This window comes from Bordetella muralis, assembly GCF_965139205.1.
Taxonomy (GTDB): domain Bacteria; phylum Pseudomonadota; class Gammaproteobacteria; order Burkholderiales; family Burkholderiaceae_B; genus Bordetella_A; species Bordetella_A muralis.
This window is the reverse complement of record NZ_CBCSIU010000015.1, coordinates 1-16,989: the sequence shown is the minus strand read 5'-3', so window position 1 is coordinate 16,989 and position 16,989 is coordinate 1. Positions and strand designations below refer to the sequence as shown.

The following is a 16,989-nucleotide window of genomic DNA, read 5'->3' as shown; positions in this document are numbered from 1 at the left end:
CCCTTCGGGCCTACCTACGACTTCCGCTCGCGCGACTCCGAGGCGCGCCAACACGGTCACTGCCCCGCCTCGACTCGCAGCATCTCTGATTCCCTCCGTCGCTGGGACGGCTGGTCTACGTAGGCTTCGTGGGAACTGGTTTTTGCAAGGATGAAGATCTTGCAGGGCTGCTATGCATGGGCGCCTACGGGCGCGCCCGTGCATAGCGTTCGTGATTGGCATGCGAGGGCTTTGGCATCGGTGACATTCTGAAGATTTCTCGAGCAACGATTTCTCGTAGACAAGCAAGGGATCCTTCGAATGACGATTTCGCGATATCCAACGATGGGAGACGCCTCTTCACACGCTCTGCATATCCCGATGCTCGACGTCCAATAAGCACGCCACCCTCGCTAGTCCACACACTTAAATGCCTGACGCCCCGAAAAAGCTTTCAGCCGAGAACGATGACCACGATAGTCAACAGCCCCAGCACCAGGTTGACGGTCACCCAGGTTTTGAGCGATTGCATCGCGCGCCCGCCTGAGGGCCAGTCACTGGCCTGTACGGCACGATCCAGGCGTGGGTACAGGGCAAAGCGGATATGTCCGAATATCGCTGCCATGATGACGCCCAATACCGCCATGGTTATCCAGGCATGCGGCATCTGAAAGCTGCCGCCGGTGTCCGCGACCTGGCGGGCCGTCCGGCCTATCATCCACGCGCCGCTCAGCAGCACGAGCAATACGGCGCCCAGCACGGCGTTCAGAAAGCGTGCCAGCACGTCGCGCATCAGGCGCAGCCGTTGGGGCGGTTCCAGCGCGGCCACGGCGGGCCGCAGGAAACAGTGGGCGAAGATCATTCCGCCTACCCACAGCAGAATGGCCAGGATGTGTACGAGCTTGAGAACGCTGTAAAACATGGCAGAGTGTTCCGTCAGTTGCGGTGCCAGGGATAGGCGCCGCATAGCCGATATTATCCATTGCTCCGGCAGGCCGCGGCGTGAATCCCGGGGCAAGGGGGCAGTCGGATCGCCGCAAATCGTCTTACACTGGATACCTGTGCGGGTATGCGCATCGTGAAAGATGGCGCTATCCTTGATTGACTTTTTTCTTTTGTAGGTTGCAGCCATGCCCAGTTTCGACGTGGTTTCCGAAGTAGACAAACACGAGCTCAGCAACGCGGTGGATCAGGCCAATCGCGAGTTGGCCACCCGTTTTGATTTCAAAGGCACCGACGCCAAGTTCGAACTCGAGGAGTTCGTCGTGACGCAGATCGCGCCGAGCGCGTTTCAGCTGAAACAGATGCTCGATATTTTGCGTGGTCGTCTGTCCGCCCGAGGCATTGACGTGCGCTGCCTCGACGTCGCTGATCCGCTGGAAAACCTGGGCGGTGCCCGCCAGAAAGTCACGGTCCGCCAAGGTATCGAGCAACCTGTCGCTAAAAAACTGATCGCAGCCATCAAGGCCGCCAAGCTCAAGGTGGAAAGCCAGATCAATGGCGACAAGCTGCGTGTCAGCGGCAAAAAGCGCGATGATTTGCAAGAGGCGATCGCGTTGCTGCGCAAGACCGACGTGGATCTGCCGCTGCAGTATCAGAATTTCCGCGATTGAATTTGATCCCCATCCGCGATGGGGATTCGTTTCAGGCCGCGGGAGCGCGCACGGTGTCCTGTTTTTGGGGGACCGTGCGGCGATTGCCGCGCGCTTATTGTTTATGTTTGGGGCGCGCCTTCGTCGGCCGCCGATCGCCGATGGTGATCCCGATCGAGGCCGAGACGATGGCGACGATGGCCACCCATTGGGTCAGGGATAGCGTCTCGCGCAGGAACAGCATGCCGGAAAAGGCGGCAAAGACAGGTTCCAGGCTGAGCAGTGTGCCAAAGACCCGGACAGGGATACGGGACAGGACGGTGATTTCCAGCGCATAGGGCAATGCGCTGGACAGCACGGCAACGCCCAGCGCCCAGGGCAAGACCTCCAGCGCGAACAGGCCCGTGCCTGCCTGAGCGAATCCAAAGGGCAAGACCACCACGGTAGCGACGGTCGAGGCCAGTGCCACGGTCTGGGTGCCATGGTGCAGCCCGGCACGGCGTCCGAACACGATATACAGCGCCCAGCATAGCCCTGCGCCCAGCGCCAGCAGCATCCCTGCCGGATCCAGCGAGTGGACCTCGGCGCCGCGCGGGATCAGCAACAGAATGCCCACGGCGGCCAACAGAATCCAACAGAAATCTGCAAAACGGCGCGAACTCAAGAGTGCTACCGTCAACGGGCCTGTGAATTCCAGGGCGACCGCAATGCCCAGCGGGATGGTGCGCAGCGACATGTAGAACAGCAGGTTCATCATGCCCAGCGACAAGCCATAGGCCAGCACGACGCGCCATCCCGAGGGAGTCAGGCGGACACGCCATGGCCGGAAATAGGCCAGCAGCATGAGGGCTGAGAACAGCAGGCGCAGCGCCGCCGTGCCCTGGGCGCCTACCATGGGAAACAGGCTTTTTGCCAATGCTGCGCCACTCGGCATGGACACCATGGCAATCATCATCAACAAGATGGGATAAAGGGAAGGGGCGGGCGAGGGGGCAGTGGATGCGGACATGTTGCATGGAGCCGGCAAAACAGGGCCGGTACGTCGCACATTCTACGCGCAGCAGGGGTGGTCTGACGGCGAGCGAGATTCTGGTTTTGCGCGAATGATCGGGCGGGACCTTGATTGAACGGAGTCGTTCCGTTATCCGCGACGTCGATTTGCCCCCTCCGATGTCATGGTAATTGACGGGTGCAATTGCGCACCGGTCCGAGCAGGAGTAGGCTTTCGTCCCGATTCATCTCCTGCTGTTCAGCGCAGCTTGCTCGCTGCACAGGAATCATCGCGTCCCGATCTCTGCTGGAATTTTGATGAACACCCCGTCTTCGACTGCCGTATCCCCTGCATCCGATTCACCGCCACCTACCTGCTGGGACCTGTTCAAGGGTTTTTTCTGGTTGGGATTGAGTGCCTTTGGGGGAGCGCTGCCATTGGCGCGTCACATGGTCGTGGAGAAACATCGCTGGCTGTCTTCCGAGGATTTCACGGAGCTGCTCGGGCTGTGCCAGTTTTTGCCGGGCGGCAACATCATCAACATGTCTGTGGCGCTGGGCATGAAATTCCGCGGGGTCAAGGGAGCGTTTGCGGCCTTGATGGGCCTGATCGCCGCGCCGTCTTTCATCGTCATTGCGCTGGGCATGGTGTACGACCGGTATGCGGATGATCCGCATATTCAACATCTGTTCGCTGGTTTGGCTGCTGCGGCTGCGGGCCTGCTGATTTCGATGGCCGTGAAAATCGCCAAACCGTTGCGCGGCAAATGGGCGGGTATCGCCGTGGCCGTGGCATGTTTTATTTGCATCGCTGTGCTGCGTACGCCCTTGCTGCCGACAATGCTGGTGTTGACACCGATCAGCATTCTGGTGACCTGGAGGCTGACGCGATGATTGCCGTACTGATTTCGCTCTTCGTTATTTTTACGCAGTTGTCGGTGCTGGCTTTTGGCGGCGGCAATACGATTTTGCCCGAGATGCAGCGGCAGGTCGTGGAGATCCATCAATGGATGTCGAATGCCGATTTCAGCGCGTTGTTCGCGTTGAGTCAGGCCGCGCCTGGCCCCAATCTGATGATTGTGACGCTGGTGGGGTGGAATGTGGCAGGTTGGCAGGGAGCTTTGGTTACGACGATTGCGAAGTTCGGGCCGTCGTCGATCTTGACGGCTGTTGCATTGGGATTGTGGGAAAGGTTCAAGGACAAGCCCTGGCGGCGTGTCGTGCAGGCGGGTATTTTCCCCATGACGGTCGGGTTGATGGCGGCCAGCGCGTCGTTGATCACGGAGGCCTCGGTGCATACGTGGGTACTGGGGGGAATTACCGCGCTCGTGGCTGCCGTGACGATTTTCAGCCGTGTGCATCCGTTGTGGATGTTGTTGGCGGGAGCGTTGATAGGGTTGAGCGGAATCGGGCAGCCTTGAATGTCGGGCTCATTATGCAAAAACGGCCGGGATAGGCAATATCCCGGCCGTTTTGCTATGGCTTGCGGTGTTGTGCAGGAAGCGTTACTCGACGTAGTGCTTGGTGCTGTACAACTCGACGGGCAGCCGGTTCAGGACCGGCAGGTTCGTGTTGGCGTCCTTCGCCTGCATATCGATGTAGGTCTGCAGCACGTCGGCATCCAGCACACCGATGTCCTGGCGGCGATCAGCGGGTACGTTGGCCAGCGTGGTGTAGCCGTCGCCACCGGTCGCATTGAAACTCAAGACAAACAGCTTGTAGGTGCGGGCCGAATCCAGGGACTGCCAAGTGTTTGTGGTCGAGTCGAAGACTTCCACATTGGACACACGGCTGCCCTTGGTGGCCAGGCTGTTGACGTCATAACGCAGGCCGCCGGTGTAGGGATAGGGGCCGGTGGTGCCACCGTCGCCATATACCGCATCGAGGCCGTCTTCTAGCATGCCGATGACTTCGGTGCCGGTGATGTCCAGGCGCCACAACATGTTGCCGAACGGCAGGACTTCGATGACATTAGCGGCTGTTACGTTGCCCTCGAGCGGGACGCGTACGCCACCGCCGCTTTGCAGCGAGATGTCCGCGCCGCCGTATTCGGCATTGGCGACTTCCAGATAGGCCTGGGCGACGAGTTGCTGGATGTCTCCGCCGCGGACGTTGACGCTGCCTTCGGCGTTGCAGGCTGCGCTGGATCGGCCGTAATCGACAGAGCCAGGACCGCCGGGGACACGGCGCGAGCAGAGTTCTTGCGGCACGTTGGCGACCACGCTCTGGCTATAGGCATCGACTTGCGCTTTGAACGGCTGCAGGGTAGCCATGGCGTTGGCGTCGGGTGCTTGTACGCGCAGGATGCCGCTGGCTGCGATGTCGGCCTGCATGGCGGCTTCGTCTGCTGCGTTGGGGGCGGTGCCGCCGACGGTAAGTGTGTCGCCGATCAGGACATGGGGCGTGCCGCTGCATGCCGTGACGTCTCCATTGGCATCAAAGCTGACTTTGAGTTCTCCGACGACTTGGGAGTATTCCCTGGCTTGTACCAGGCACACGCGCTTGCCGTCTTTGTCGGTCAGTTCGGTGGGATAGGCGCCTGCGGGTGTGCCTATGTCGTAGGTTTTCATCGCGTCGGGGCCCAGCAATGAATGGGAATCGCCGCCTACGACGACGTCGACGCCGCTCAGGTTAGGGATGATTTCCTTGTCGTAGCTATAGCCGATATGGCTCATCAGGATGATTTTGTTGACGCCTTGGGCGCGCAACGCATCGATCTGTGTTTGGGCGGCTTCGGTTTCGTCGGAAAAGGTGGTGCCGGGATCGGGACTGGACGATTGCTGCGTTTTGCCGGCGATGGTCAAACCGATCAGGCCGATGGATTGGCCGCCGCGTTCTAGCGTGATCGAAGGCTGAACCCAGTTGGGTGCGTTGGCTGCATTCAGGGGGGAGCTGGGGCCGAAGCTGACGTTGGCGCTGAGCAGCGGCGTCTGGCAAGTGCCTGCATGCAGGAGCTCGATGAATCGATGCAGGCCGCTGTCGCCTTTGTCGAATTCATGGTTGCCGAGCGTCATGGCATCGAAGCACACGGTGTTCATCAGGGCGGCGTCGGCTTCTCCGGCCTCGCCTGCGCGGTTGAAGTACAGGGTGCCGGTCATGGCGTCGCCCGCGTGCAGTTTGAGCACATTGGTGGATGCGGCTGCCAACTCGTTGATGGCTGCGGTGACGCGCGGGAAGCCGCCGGCGTCAACGGTGGCTTCGGTCTGGGTGCCAGCGGCGTTTTTCAACAGCAGCGTTTTGCTTTTGCTGTCCAGATTGGAGTGATGGTCGTTGATGTGCAGGATCGTCAGGTCCATTGCCTGGCTGACGGGCGGCGTGGGCGACGCGTTGTCGTCGTCATCGTCGTCGCTGTTGCTGCAGGCGGCTAGCAGGGTCAGGCTGCTTAGCATCAAGACTTGGGTGGTCCTCTTCCAGTTCTTCATCGCAGTGTGTCGTAATGTGTCTTTGCGGAAGAGGAATGATTGGGCAGGGAGGTTACGGGGGGATTAACGTTGCATGACGGGGATGTGAAAGTGGGCGGGCGGTGAGGGACTAGAGGTGTTGTCCTTGTTTGGCGGGTTGTGTTCTATTCAGGCGGGAAAAACAGGATCCGAGCTTGTGGTTCTTGCTCGCTGGCCTATTTCCAGGAAGCGGTCTCTGATCCATATGCCGGCGGGGTCGCTTTGTGCTCGTGGATGCCATGCCATCGCCAAGCGAAACGACGGGATGCTAAATGGCAGAGGGATCAGATCAACAAACGCGGCATAGCGCTGGAGCAATTGCCTCGGAAGACTGGCGACGCCGTCAGTCTGAGACAGAACGAGTGCCACCTGGTTGTAGCTGGGGACGGTGGCAACGACATTTCTTTCCACACCCAGTTTCTCCAGCACTGCATCCACTGGCGTGGAGAACTCCGCGCGGGCTGAAACAACGACATGGTGCAGGGCGCAATACTCTGCCAGATCGGGGGCGCCGATCCCTCGGGGGTGGCCGTGGCGCTGCGCCAGCACGAAATCATCGCTGAGCAGAAACCGTGCCTTCAGCGTCTCTGGAACCTTGTCGATATCCCCGAGAAACAAGTCGACTTCGCGGCGTGCCATGCGCTCTACCAGCCCGGCATCGTCGGCGGGCACGACGGACATCCGCAACTCGGGGTTGCCGTAGCTCATCACCTCCGTCATCACGTCCAGTGCCAGGATCGTGAACACGCTGTCGTTCGTTGCGACGACAAAGGTCCTTGTCGAGGTCTGAGGATCGAACTCGTGCGGCTGCGCCACGGCGTCGCGGAGTTTCGCAAGGGCATCTGCCAGGCCCGCACGCAGCGCAAGCGCTCTTTCGGTCGGCACCATGCCGCGGCCCGTTTCCGAAGGCACAAGCAACGGGTCCTGGAACAGTTCGCGCAGGCGGGCCAGGTGGCCCGATAGTGTCGGCTGGCTGATATGCAGGCGCTGCGCGGCGCGTGTCACGTTCAGTTCGTCCAGCAATGTGTCCAGCGAGATCAAGAGGTATAACTCCGATCTTTTCATATCGAACATTCCGATACCTCATATCGAATCTAACGACTAACCGACCTGCGGGCCTCTCCCTTAAGCTTTCACCGAACCCCCAGTAGCGGTGGAGAATGGTATCGCAATATTTGATAGCTCTGCCATCCTCATGCGCCTCGCGATGCCGCCTTCAATTGCCAACCAGGTCCGTTGAAATATGCCCCACACGAACAAAATCTACCGGATTGGTGACGTGACCGTCACGAAGATCGAAGAAATGCGGCTGAATGTCGCTCCGCCATCCTTTCTGTACCCCCAATGGGATGCTGAGGAACTGGAAAGAAATCTACACTGGCTCACACCCAGCAACATGGATGCCAGCACCGGAAATCTGATTCAAAGCATCCATTCCTGGCTGGTACGGACCAGGCACCACACGATTCTCATCGACACCGGCTCCGGCAACGACAAGGAGCGGCCACAGAACACGGTCTTTCATCGACTGCAGACACCGTATTTGCAGCGTCTGGCCGCGGCAGGGGTGAAGCCCGAGGATGTGGACTACGTTCTTCATACGCATCTTCACGTCGACCACGTCGGCTGGAATACAAGACTCGTGGATGGCCGCTGGGTTCCTACCTTTCCCAATGCCCGTCATGTGTTCGCCCGAGCCGAAGAGGACTACTACAGTAGTCCGGCAAGCCATAACGACGTCAACGTGCCCAGCTTGGGCGTCTACGAAGACAGCGTTGCGCCAATCATCGCGTCTGGACAGGTCGAACGCATTGGCGATGCCGGTGGTGAGTTTCTCGATCAATTCGTCTTTCATCCGTCGGAGGGGCACAGCATCGGACACATGTCGATCGAGCTGCGCTCCGAGGGTAAACAGGCGCTGTTCAGTGGCGACGTGATGCACCATCCATTGCAAGTCGTTCGCCCAGACTGGAACTCCGTCTTCTGTGAATGGCAGGACGAGGCGCGTGCATCGCGCCGGTGGGCACTCGAATATGCAGCCGAACGCCGGTTGCTCTTTTTCACACCCCATTTCGCAGAGAGCTCGGCCGGTTACGTGACTCGCCACGGCGATCGCTTTGACTGGCGCTACGAATAAATACTTTTTCTCAGGATGTTCATCATGACCAGGAAATACGTATCCGGCGGCACAGAACTCGTGTTCGAGCAATACCACGTGCCCGCCGACACAGGCATCGAGATTCATGTACGCAACAAGCGTCCTGCCTCGATGACGCACTTTCGCGCAGATCGCACCATCGTCATGATTCACGGCGCGACGTTCTCATCAGGCAGTCTTTACGATGTGCCGTTCAACGGCATGTCCTTCCTGGATTTCCTGGCTGCGGCGGGCTACGACGTCCACGCCTTGGATGTCCGGGGCTACGGACATTCGTCACGTCCATCGGAGATGGAGTCGCCTGCAGACGATTCCGCTCCCGTGGTCGGAACCGATATCGGTGTCCGCGACCTGGGTGCGGTGGTGGATCACGTCCGTTCGCTTCGTGGTCTGGAGCGTGTCTGCGTGTTCGGCATGTCCTGGGGCGGCACCGTGGCGGGCGCCTATACCAGCCGCAACGAAGACAAAGTCGAGAAGCTGTCGCTGCTCGCGCCTCAGTGGCTCAGCGACAAACCGATCCCGATCGATGCGGGCGGTCCACTGAGCGCCTATCGGTTGGTCCCGGTACGGGAAAGCAAGGCGCGGTGGCTGAGCACCGCGCCTGAGTATGGGCGCGCCACCTTGATACCGGATGGTTGGTTCGAGCAATGGGCGGACTTCACGCTGGCCGAAGATCCATGGAGCAAAGAACGTACGCCTGATTTGATCCGTGCGAGCAATGGGCCGATCCAGGACATCCGCGACTATTGGCGCGCCGGCCGCAAGTATTACAACCCGTCGGACATCCGGGTCCCCGTGCTGCTGGTGCATGGCGAGTGGGATATCGACGTACCCATCGACCTCGCACAGGCGCTTTTTCTCGAGCTGAAGCATGCGCCATATCGCAAATGGGTCGAGATCGGCGAAGCCACCCATCTCGTTCTGCTGGAGAAAAATCGGCTCCTCGCATACAGAGCGATCCGTGATTTCTTCGACGAAGAATTTGTGCCTGAAGTTTCCCTGCAGAACCGCTAGCAACTTGAACGGCCGGGGTGCCGGATATCGTGCTAACCGAGGCGTGACAGGCGCCACAATGAAGTGACTTCGGCTGCGCGGGCGGCGTGCAGCGGATCGGTGGGGTCTGATGCGCGGCCATGGGTGGGGCGCGCCGTCAGGCGGTCTACGATGCGCAGGCCGGCGTTGGTGATCAGTGTGGACAATTCGTCAGGAGCACGCAGGCCCAGGTGTTCGGCCAGGTCTGACAGGATCAGCCAGGCTTCGCCTTTGGGGGCGAGGTGGGTGGAGAGCCCTTGCAGGAATGCGCGCAGCATGCGGCTGTCGGGGTCGTAAATGGCGTATTCGACGGGCGCACTGGGACGTGCGGGCAGCCAAGGAGGATTGCAGACGATCAAGGGGGCCTGGCCGTCGGGAAACATGTCGGTTTGCGTCAGGGTGACGCGTGAAGGTAAGCCTAGCCGGACCAGGTTTTCTTGTGCGCATGCCAGAGCGCGTGGGTCTTGGTCGGTAGCAATGATTTGTTTGACGCCGCGCTGTGCCAGGACGGCAGCCAGGACGCCGGTGCCCGTGCCTATGTCGTATGCCAACGATGTGTCCGCTGGGAGCGGGGCGCGTGCGACGAGATCGATGTATTCGCCGCGCACCGGTGAAAACACGCCGTAGTGAGGGTGAATGCGGGCGTTGAGGGCGGGGATGGGAACCCCTTTTTTGCGCCATTCATGGGCGCCGACGATACCTTGTAGTTCACGCAGGGACGCCAAGTAAGGGGCGGTGGCCGGGCCATAGGCCTCCAGGCAGGCTTGTTGGACGTCAGGGGCCCGGCGCAGGGGAATAGTGTGATCTGCGTCGAAAGGCACCAGTACGCTGCTCAACAACCGGGCGCGTTGTGATTGCGCTTGGCGATGCTGGTTGAATGCCTCCAGCGGCGTTGCCGCTGGTTTGCGTTTTTTCTTGTCGATACGGCGCGCCAGCGCCTGCAATAGCTGCCGCGCGTTATGAAAATCGCCGCGCCACAGGAGCTGTGTGCCTTCGCAGACTAAACGATAAGCCGCATCCGCCGACAATTGATCGCCCGCGATCTGAATGCGCGTCGGCGCAGGTGCTGCTGATTCGGAGCGCCAAAAGGCTGTCTGGGCTTGGTCGGATTCGGTCCAATGGACGAGAGGTAAAGCGGACATGGCGAAGGCAAAGAGTGAATGCTTGGCAATGTAGCAGTTTCTCCAATGTACGGCTCAACTGCCCATGAGGCCGGTCACTCACGTCAACTACCTATGCCAGTGTCCACGGAAACGTGATTACGCGCCCCGGCCTGGCTGCTCGGGGCGGCGATCTAATCTATCTGAGCACCAGATTGTGTGACGAGTTCGGCCCATTTGCTGATTTCGTCTTGGGTGAATGTGCCGAGTTCCTCAGTGGTGAGAGGGCGTTGTTCGATTCCCTGATTGCTGAGTTTCGCTGCTACGTCCTGATTGGAAAGTGCGGCTCGAGCGGCTTTTCGCAGGGTCTCGATGATGGGCGTTGGCGTGGCGGCCGGGGCGTAAATCATGAACCAGGCGACCAGGTCGAAATCCTTGCCGGTCTGCTCGGCTATGGTCGGAACGTCGGGTGCAGACGCGCTGCGCGTCGCACCGGAGCTACCCAATGCTCTCAGTTTGCCCGATTTGATGTGTGGCAGGGTCGCGGCGGGGTGATAGAACATGAACTGGGTTTGTCCTGAAATGACGTCGGTGACGGCCATACCTCCTTCCTTATAGGGCACGTGTGTCATTTCGCCACCCAGACGCATTTTCAGCAGTTCGCCGGCGAGATGTCCCGAGGTGCCGTTGCCGGCCGATCCAAAGCTGATGCCTCCCGGCTTGGCGGCGGCCGTCGCCAGATCGTTGAGCGAGCGCAACGGCGAGTCGGCTTTAACGACTAGCAGGGTGGGCGTCTGGCCAACTAATCCAAGGGGCACGAAGTCTTTGACGGGGTCGTAGCCCAGCTTCTTGTAGAGGGTTTTGTTGATCGCGTGCGTGCCAACGGTACCCATTACGATGGTGTATCCATCCGCGGGAGCGCGGGCGACTTGTTCCGTGCCGATCGTGCCGCCCGCACCGGCTTTGTTTTCAACAATGATGGTTTTCCCGAGTGACTCTGCCATGCCGTTGGCCATGATGCGTGCCACGGTGTCAGTGGATGTTCCTGGACCGAAGGGGACGATCATCCTTATCGATTGCGCGGGGTAGTTCTGAGCGTGGGCCGATATGGCGACCAGTGCCAGAAGGCCTGTGCTTGCAGCAATCGCCACGGTTTTGTGTAGCAGTATGCTGAGTCGAGTGCGAGGGGTATAGCGTGCCGTCATGAAATCTCCTCCTGAGTTTTTGTTCTGTCTGCGGGCATTGGCTGCCGCCGCAGGGGATGTGTGCTGCAGCCGTGTTGGTTATTGGCCTGAACCAAATCCTGGCGGAACTTCGCCGTCGTATTGCAATTCGCGCGTGGCTTGATAGGACAACGCAAACCCGATGGACGCCTGGAGTTCTTCGGTGAGGTGTGCAATCAAACCGGCCGTTCTGGCCAGGATGGGTACGCCTTTTAATGCGGCCAAGGGAAAGCCTACGCCCAGCAGCACAGCGGGGATCGCCGCCGAGACGTTGAGCCGGAGATCTTTGCCGATGATGGCTGGAATCTGTTTTTCTATTTCTTCGGCAATGGCAATGTAGTTCAGCTCTGCGCCGTTGATCCGGGCGACCTCGAGCAGCCGTGCGACACGGGGGTCCCGTTCCTTGTGCAGCGGATGGCCGTAACCCGGAATCGCTTTACGTGCGGCACGGTACTCTTGCAGTTCTGCCTGAACCGCTGCTTCCAGCGTGGCGCCTGTGGCCTGGCGTTCTTGAATCGCAACGAACAATCGTCCTGCATATTCCGATGCTCCAAGAATGACCGAACCGCATCCCAGGATGCCGGCTGCGACGGCGCCCTGCAGCGCATCGGGCGCAGCGGCGAGCGTCATTCGGCTGGCTTGCACGCTGGGCACCAGGCCATGTTCCGCGATAGCAACAAGGGTGGCGTCGAGCACGGCCGTCGCTGTGGCGCTGGGACGTTGACCGGTGACCAATAGATGAAAGTAATCCGTGAAGGAAATGTGGCCGATGAGGTCTTTGCAGAGATCCTTGCCGCGCACGACGATGGTGTGTTCGTCCGAGGTGCAGATCGCACTACGAGGGATGGTGGCTTTACCGATTTTCATGATTTTGTCTGAAAAGTAGAGGGAGTATCGTCAAGAGACGAGGGCGTTGATTCACATGCGAACGGGTGCAAGGCTGAAATCGAACAATGCGCTCCAAAAAGGCGTGGCGAGCGTTCGGCCATCACCTGCGGTGCCTAGCGGATGATGTTGAAAGTCGACGATCAGACTGTCTCGTACACCGAAGACCACATCGGAGTCGATGTACGGGCTGTTGGCGACGAATAAGTGGGTGGTGATATCGACGTAGCCTGGGGCGGAGAGTTTGAAGTGGATATGGCCGGGGCGATTCGGGTGTTGACCTATTTTGTTGATCATGACACCCACCGGACCATCCATGGGAATAGGGTAGTAGCTGGGCCGGATCGACCAGAATGCATAGCGCCCATCCTCGCCTGTCACGAAGCGCGCGCGTGCGAGCATGTCGGTTTGGCCTTCGATTTGCATGTCGTAGACGCCTTCGCCGTCGCCTGACCAGACATCCAGCACGACACCGGAAAGGGGATTGCCTTGCAGATCCGTGACGCGGCCGTGGTAGTAGGCGGGTTCGCCCGCGACACCTTCTGCGATGTTGCTGCCCATTTCCTTGTGTGGGGCGCCAGCCCAGTAGTACGGGCCCTGAACCGTGGCCTCGGTGGCGGCTGTCGCAGTGGCTGAGCCGGGGGTAATGGCCGATGCGCGGGCCTGAGCCGACATGACGACTTGCATGGACGCGCCCAATGTGTCGGACAGCAAGATGAACTCCTGCCGCTTGTCGGTACAGGTTTGGCCGGTTTGCGTCAGAAATTCAATCGCGGACATCCATTCTTCGGGGGTTAAATCGACTTCGCGGATGAATTCATGCAACTTGGTGATGAGAGCAGTCATTAGCGTCTTGAATCGCGCATCCTGAGTGTCTGCCAATCGCGCAATCACTGCCTGAGTCAGGTCCAGACTTTGCTGATCGTTCAATTGTGTTCTCCTTTAATCGTGTTCTAGGGCTTTACGCTCGTTTTTGTAGAAGGGCATTATTCACCCAACGAATACGCATGGGTTGCAGCACAAAGAACGCAAGCAGCGCTGCGAGGATGTCGAGTCCGGCAATGGAGTAGAAGATCAGATCCCAGGATTGTGTTTTCTCGTATAACAACGCGGCGAGAGGGCCTCCCAGGATAGAGCCGACCGCTGTTGCGATCAGCAGGTAGCCGAAATTCCTGGCGGCATGTGTTGTCCCGAATGCGTCGGCCTGCAGAGAAGGAAACAAGGAATAGATTTCTCCCCAGCCAAAGAACACGACCGCAGACAGCAAGACGAATGCGACAGGGTTCGATCCGAACTTGAGCAGTAGCAGGATGGAGACGGCTTCCATCAGAAAGGCGATCAGCATGGTTGGCTCGCGACCGATTCTGTCGGATATCCATCCAAAAAAAGGACGAGTCAGTCCGTTCGCAGCACGATCCAGGGTGAGCGCGAGCGGCAGTGCCGCCATCCCCAACACGAGTGTCTGATCCGATATGCCGAAATGCACCGCGAGTGCGCCGAGTTGAGAGATGGCCATGAGCCCGCCCGTGGCGACCAGGGCCATAATGAAAAACATCAGCCAGAACAACGGGGTGCGCAACATTTCACGCGAATTGAAATCACGCCTGGACGCCATGCCCGGCTGGGCAGAGGGCTCGGCGCGCGACGGTGCGCTTGCGCGTTTCATGCCTAATGACGCGAGCACGATGACGGCAGATAACACCATACCGAAAACCACCAACGTTGTTTGCAGGCCGTGCTCGCGGATGCTGGACGCGATGGGGAATGTGGTGACAATCGCACCGAGTCCATAACAGCCTGCCGCCATGCCGACCGCAAACCCTCTGCGGCGCGGAAACCACTGCACCATGAGCTCGATGACGGCGACATACACCCATCCTGTACCGATACCCGAGAGCACGCCGTAGGTGATATACAGCAGCGGCAGCGAGGTGACATAGGCCGAACTTATCCAACTGAGCCCTACCAGCAAGCCGCCTGCCGCGGCAAAGACCCGAGAGGAAAATCGGCTGGCCAGTTCGCCATGCAGAGGGCCGATCCCGCATTGAAAAATGCTGAACAACGCAAAGGTGACTTGCAGGGCCGACAGCGAAACGTCAAGTGAGCTTTTAAACGGTTGTACGAAAAGCGCCCAGACATACTGGGGGCTGGAGATTGCCATCATGGCAATCATGCCGAGTACCAGTTGAATCCACGGTTGGGTGCTGCGGCTTTGATCGGCGGGCCCTGAGGCCGCTATTGCGGGCGTTGTTGAGAGCGTCACGGTTGTCTCCATTCATTATTTTTGGGGACCATCTACTCAATGTCGGTTCATTTCTGCTTTGCCAGCAGTGCAGCCCTGATTTCAGCGCTGTGTTCGCCAAGCAGTGGCGGGGGAACGACGTCCAGAGGCCTTTCGCCATCGAAGCTCACCGGCGATCGAACGGTCTTCCAGGCGCCGAGCGTCGGGTGCGTTCCTTCAATTTCAAGCTGCAGATGCTTTGCCTGGGGATCCTGCAGTGCTTCGCTGGTGTCGTACATAGGCGCATGCGGGACGTCCTCGGCCTCAAGCCGCCGGCACCATTCGTCACGAGTGCGCGTCACGAAAATCGAGCCCAATAAATCGATCAGTGTCGCTTGATTGTCAATACGCGCCTCGCGGGTAGCGAAACGCTCGTCCTCAAAAAGTGCCGGACGCTCAATCGCTCGAGCCAGTCCTTGCCAGAATTTTTCGGGCGACGACATGTGCAGCGCTACCCATTTCCCATCTGCGCATTTCAACGTATAAGACTGCGAAACGCTGGGCCGGCTATAAGGACCCATCACCTCGTTCTCGGCAAAGAAATGGGTAAACGCATCCAGATTGAAGTGGCTCATCGCCTCCAGCATCGACACCTCGACCGAGCGGCCCACGCCCGTTCGGCTGCGCTCGACCAGCGCACCCAGAATGCCGTAGGCCGCATAAAAGCCCGTCAACGCATCCGCGATGGCAGGGCCGACAACACGAGGGTTTTCGGGATTGATCAATAGATTGAGAAAACCGCTCGCCGCCTGCGCTACCGTGTCATAGGCAGGCCGTCCTGAGGAGGGGCCGGTTTGCCCGAATCCGCTGATCGCACAGTAAATCAGTCGTGGATTGATCTGACGCAGCCGCGTTTCGCCTGCACCAAGGCGCGCCGCAGCACCCGGTCGAAAATTCTGAATGTAGACATCCGCCTCACGTATCAGCGCGTCGAAAACCTCGACGTCATCCGCCTGTTTGGTATTGAGCGTAATGCTGCGCTTGTTGCGGTTATAGGTCTGGAAGTGCGGGCTGTAGAGTCCTCCCTTGAATGCGCGGAACGGATCACCCGTGTCAGGCTGTTCGACTTTGATGACATTGGCTCCCAGATCGGCAAGCAGCATTCCTGCCGCGGGTCCAGTGATGAACGTGCCTTGTTCTACGACGGTAATTCCATCCAATACTTTGGCCATGCGTGTCGTCCTCGAGCGTAAGAAGGAGTGAGAGCTGGAGCAAGGCTAATCGAGCCAAACAAAAGATAGAAATGATTATTTTCTCCAGTTATCATTGATGTCATCGATTGATTGGGGCAAATATGGAGTTACGTCATCTCAGATACTTCATTGCGCTGGCGGGGACATTGAACTTCACACGTGCCGCTGAAAGCGTGCACGTCACGCAATCGACGTTGTCCCATCAAATTCGCCAGCTCGAAGACGAAATAGGGCAATCGCTCTTTGACAGAATCGGAAAACGCGTCTTTCTGACTGAAGCGGGCGAGGCATTTCTGGAGTACGCCTCTCGCGCTTTATCAGAAATAGATCAAGGCCTGGGTGAATTAAAAGCGCGTGACGTCTCCATGTCGGGCGTCCTGCGGGTCGGCACCACGCACACGTTCAATCTGGGATTCATCCCTGAGTGCGTCGCTCAATTTCTGTCACGGCATGCCACCGTGAAAGTCGTGATCGAGGAACTGCCGGCCGACGCCATCGTCGCCAGTCTGGACGCGGGCCAATTGGACATGGGTGTGGCCTATCGTCCCGAATTACGTTCCGGTTTACGCTTTGAACCCTTATTCAACGAAGAACTCGTCCTCGTCGTGGCCAAGACCCATCCCTGGGCACGTCGGAAGCGAATTCGAATGATAGAACTGCATCGAGAGCCCTTGGTCATGCTGCCGCGCAGCTTTTCCACCCGTCGCATGCTGGACGAGTTTTTCAGCGCAGCCGGCGCAGCGCCAAACATCATCGCAGAAATGAACACCGTAAACGCCATGTTCGGATTGATCTCTCGCATGCACATCGGCGCCATCGTCGCAACCAGCGCCGTAGACGAAAGTAAAGGACTATGCGCCCTGCCTCTAGAGGGCCCCACCCCGATGAGAACACCGGGTCTTCTGTTCAAGAACGACCAGCCTCAATCCAAGTTGACAAGAGCCTTCGCAGCCCTGATCCGCAAGACAGCCATGGCCTCCACTTCCACGAGGCCCAAGCAGCAAAAACTCGCCCCAGCGTTAAACCGAGCCTGAGACATTGCGAGTCGGTGCGGGGCAGTGGCCGNGTNGGGGCGCCTCGTGGTCGAGCGAGGGAAACCGAAGGAGCGTAGCGACG

The 16,989-nt window shown here is 59.1% G+C and carries 16 protein-coding genes; 6 read left to right on the top strand and 10 right to left on the bottom strand.

Going from position 1 to position 16,989, the window contains the following annotated elements; all coding sequences use genetic code 11:
* Positions 1-433: 433 nt before the first annotated feature.
* Positions 434-901, bottom strand: coding sequence for a CopD family protein (locus ACNA0I_RS19130; RefSeq protein WP_415807622.1), 468 nt, complete (start codon positions 899-901; stop codon positions 434-436).
* A gap of 208 nt (positions 902-1,109) precedes the next feature.
* Here ACNA0I_RS19130 and ACNA0I_RS19125 point away from each other — a divergent pair, with 208 nt between their 5' ends.
* Positions 1,110-1,592 carry a YajQ family cyclic di-GMP-binding protein gene (locus ACNA0I_RS19125; protein ID WP_415807621.1) on the top strand — a complete coding sequence of 161 codons (483 nt, stop codon included), beginning with the start codon at positions 1,110-1,112 and terminating at the stop codon, positions 1,590-1,592.
* Between the two features lie 94 nt (positions 1,593-1,686).
* Here the strand turns inward: ACNA0I_RS19125 and rhtA are convergent, their stop codons facing one another.
* Positions 1,687-2,580 carry a threonine/homoserine exporter RhtA gene (rhtA, locus tag ACNA0I_RS19120; protein WP_415807619.1) on the bottom strand — a complete coding sequence of 298 codons (894 nt, stop codon included), beginning with the start codon at positions 2,578-2,580 and terminating at the stop codon, positions 1,687-1,689.
* Positions 2,581-2,879: 299 nt separating this feature from the next.
* Here rhtA and ACNA0I_RS19115 point away from each other — a divergent pair, with 299 nt between their 5' ends.
* Together ACNA0I_RS19115 and ACNA0I_RS19110 are read left to right on the top strand one after the other, a co-directional pair.
* Entirely contained in the window at positions 2,880-3,455 is a 576-nt protein-coding gene (locus ACNA0I_RS19115; RefSeq protein WP_415807618.1) for a chromate transporter, read from the top strand.
* Positions 3,452-3,982, top strand: a complete 531-nt coding sequence (locus tag ACNA0I_RS19110; RefSeq protein WP_415807617.1) for a chromate transporter — start codon at positions 3,452-3,454, stop codon at positions 3,980-3,982. Before ACNA0I_RS19115 ends, ACNA0I_RS19110 begins: the two co-directional genes overlap by 4 nt.
* A gap of 84 nt (positions 3,983-4,066) precedes the next feature.
* Here ACNA0I_RS19110 and ACNA0I_RS19105 read toward each other — a convergent pair whose 3' ends face one another.
* Together ACNA0I_RS19105 and ACNA0I_RS19100 are read right to left on the bottom strand one after the other, a co-directional pair.
* Positions 4,067-5,983: a bifunctional metallophosphatase/5'-nucleotidase gene (locus tag ACNA0I_RS19105; RefSeq protein ID WP_415807616.1), complete on the bottom strand. Its 1,917-nt coding sequence runs from the start codon at positions 5,981-5,983 to the stop codon at positions 4,067-4,069.
* 147 nt (positions 5,984-6,130) lie between these two features.
* A complete protein-coding gene (locus tag ACNA0I_RS19100) occupies positions 6,131-7,066 on the bottom strand; it encodes a LysR family transcriptional regulator (protein ID WP_415807615.1) in 936 nt (311 codons plus the stop codon).
* A gap of 214 nt (positions 7,067-7,280) precedes the next feature.
* Here ACNA0I_RS19100 and ACNA0I_RS19095 point away from each other — a divergent pair, with 214 nt between their 5' ends.
* Positions 7,281-8,138: an MBL fold metallo-hydrolase gene (locus tag ACNA0I_RS19095; protein WP_415807614.1), complete on the top strand. Its 858-nt coding sequence runs from the start codon at positions 7,281-7,283 to the stop codon at positions 8,136-8,138.
* Positions 8,139-8,162: 24 nt separating this feature from the next.
* Positions 8,163-9,173 carry an alpha/beta hydrolase gene (locus ACNA0I_RS19090; RefSeq protein ID WP_415807613.1) on the top strand — a complete coding sequence of 337 codons (1,011 nt, stop codon included), beginning with the start codon at positions 8,163-8,165 and terminating at the stop codon, positions 9,171-9,173.
* A 32-nt stretch (positions 9,174-9,205) separates the two neighbouring features.
* Here ACNA0I_RS19090 and ACNA0I_RS19085 read toward each other — a convergent pair whose 3' ends face one another.
* From ACNA0I_RS19085 to ACNA0I_RS19060, 6 genes are all read right to left on the bottom strand, one after another.
* Complete coding sequence (locus ACNA0I_RS19085; protein WP_415807612.1) at positions 9,206-10,333, bottom strand: methyltransferase; 1,128 nt, start codon at positions 10,331-10,333, stop codon at positions 9,206-9,208.
* 152 nt (positions 10,334-10,485) lie between these two features.
* Positions 10,486-11,496, bottom strand: coding sequence for a Bug family tripartite tricarboxylate transporter substrate binding protein (locus ACNA0I_RS19080; RefSeq protein ID WP_415807611.1), 1,011 nt, complete (start codon positions 11,494-11,496; stop codon positions 10,486-10,488).
* A 78-nt stretch (positions 11,497-11,574) separates the two neighbouring features.
* Positions 11,575-12,381 (bottom strand): citryl-CoA lyase, encoded by an 807-nt coding sequence (locus ACNA0I_RS19075; RefSeq protein WP_415807610.1) that lies wholly within the window; start codon positions 12,379-12,381, stop codon positions 11,575-11,577.
* A gap of 51 nt (positions 12,382-12,432) precedes the next feature.
* The gene (locus ACNA0I_RS19070) at positions 12,433-13,329 is read right to left on the bottom strand and encodes a dioxygenase family protein (protein ID WP_415807609.1); all 897 of its coding nucleotides are present in this window, start codon (positions 13,327-13,329) and stop codon (positions 12,433-12,435) included.
* A 31-nt stretch (positions 13,330-13,360) separates the two neighbouring features.
* Positions 13,361-14,662: an oxalate/formate MFS antiporter gene (gene oxlT, locus ACNA0I_RS19065; protein WP_415807608.1), complete on the bottom strand. Its 1,302-nt coding sequence runs from the start codon at positions 14,660-14,662 to the stop codon at positions 13,361-13,363.
* 47 nt (positions 14,663-14,709) lie between these two features.
* Positions 14,710-15,852, bottom strand: a complete 1,143-nt coding sequence (locus ACNA0I_RS19060) for a CaiB/BaiF CoA transferase family protein (protein WP_415807607.1) — start codon at positions 15,850-15,852, stop codon at positions 14,710-14,712.
* A gap of 122 nt (positions 15,853-15,974) precedes the next feature.
* On the opposite strand from ACNA0I_RS19060, the gene ACNA0I_RS19055 reads away from it, so the two are divergent.
* Entirely contained in the window at positions 15,975-16,907 is a 933-nt protein-coding gene (locus ACNA0I_RS19055; protein WP_415807606.1) for a LysR substrate-binding domain-containing protein, read from the top strand.
* Positions 16,908-16,989: the final 82 nt, after the last annotated feature.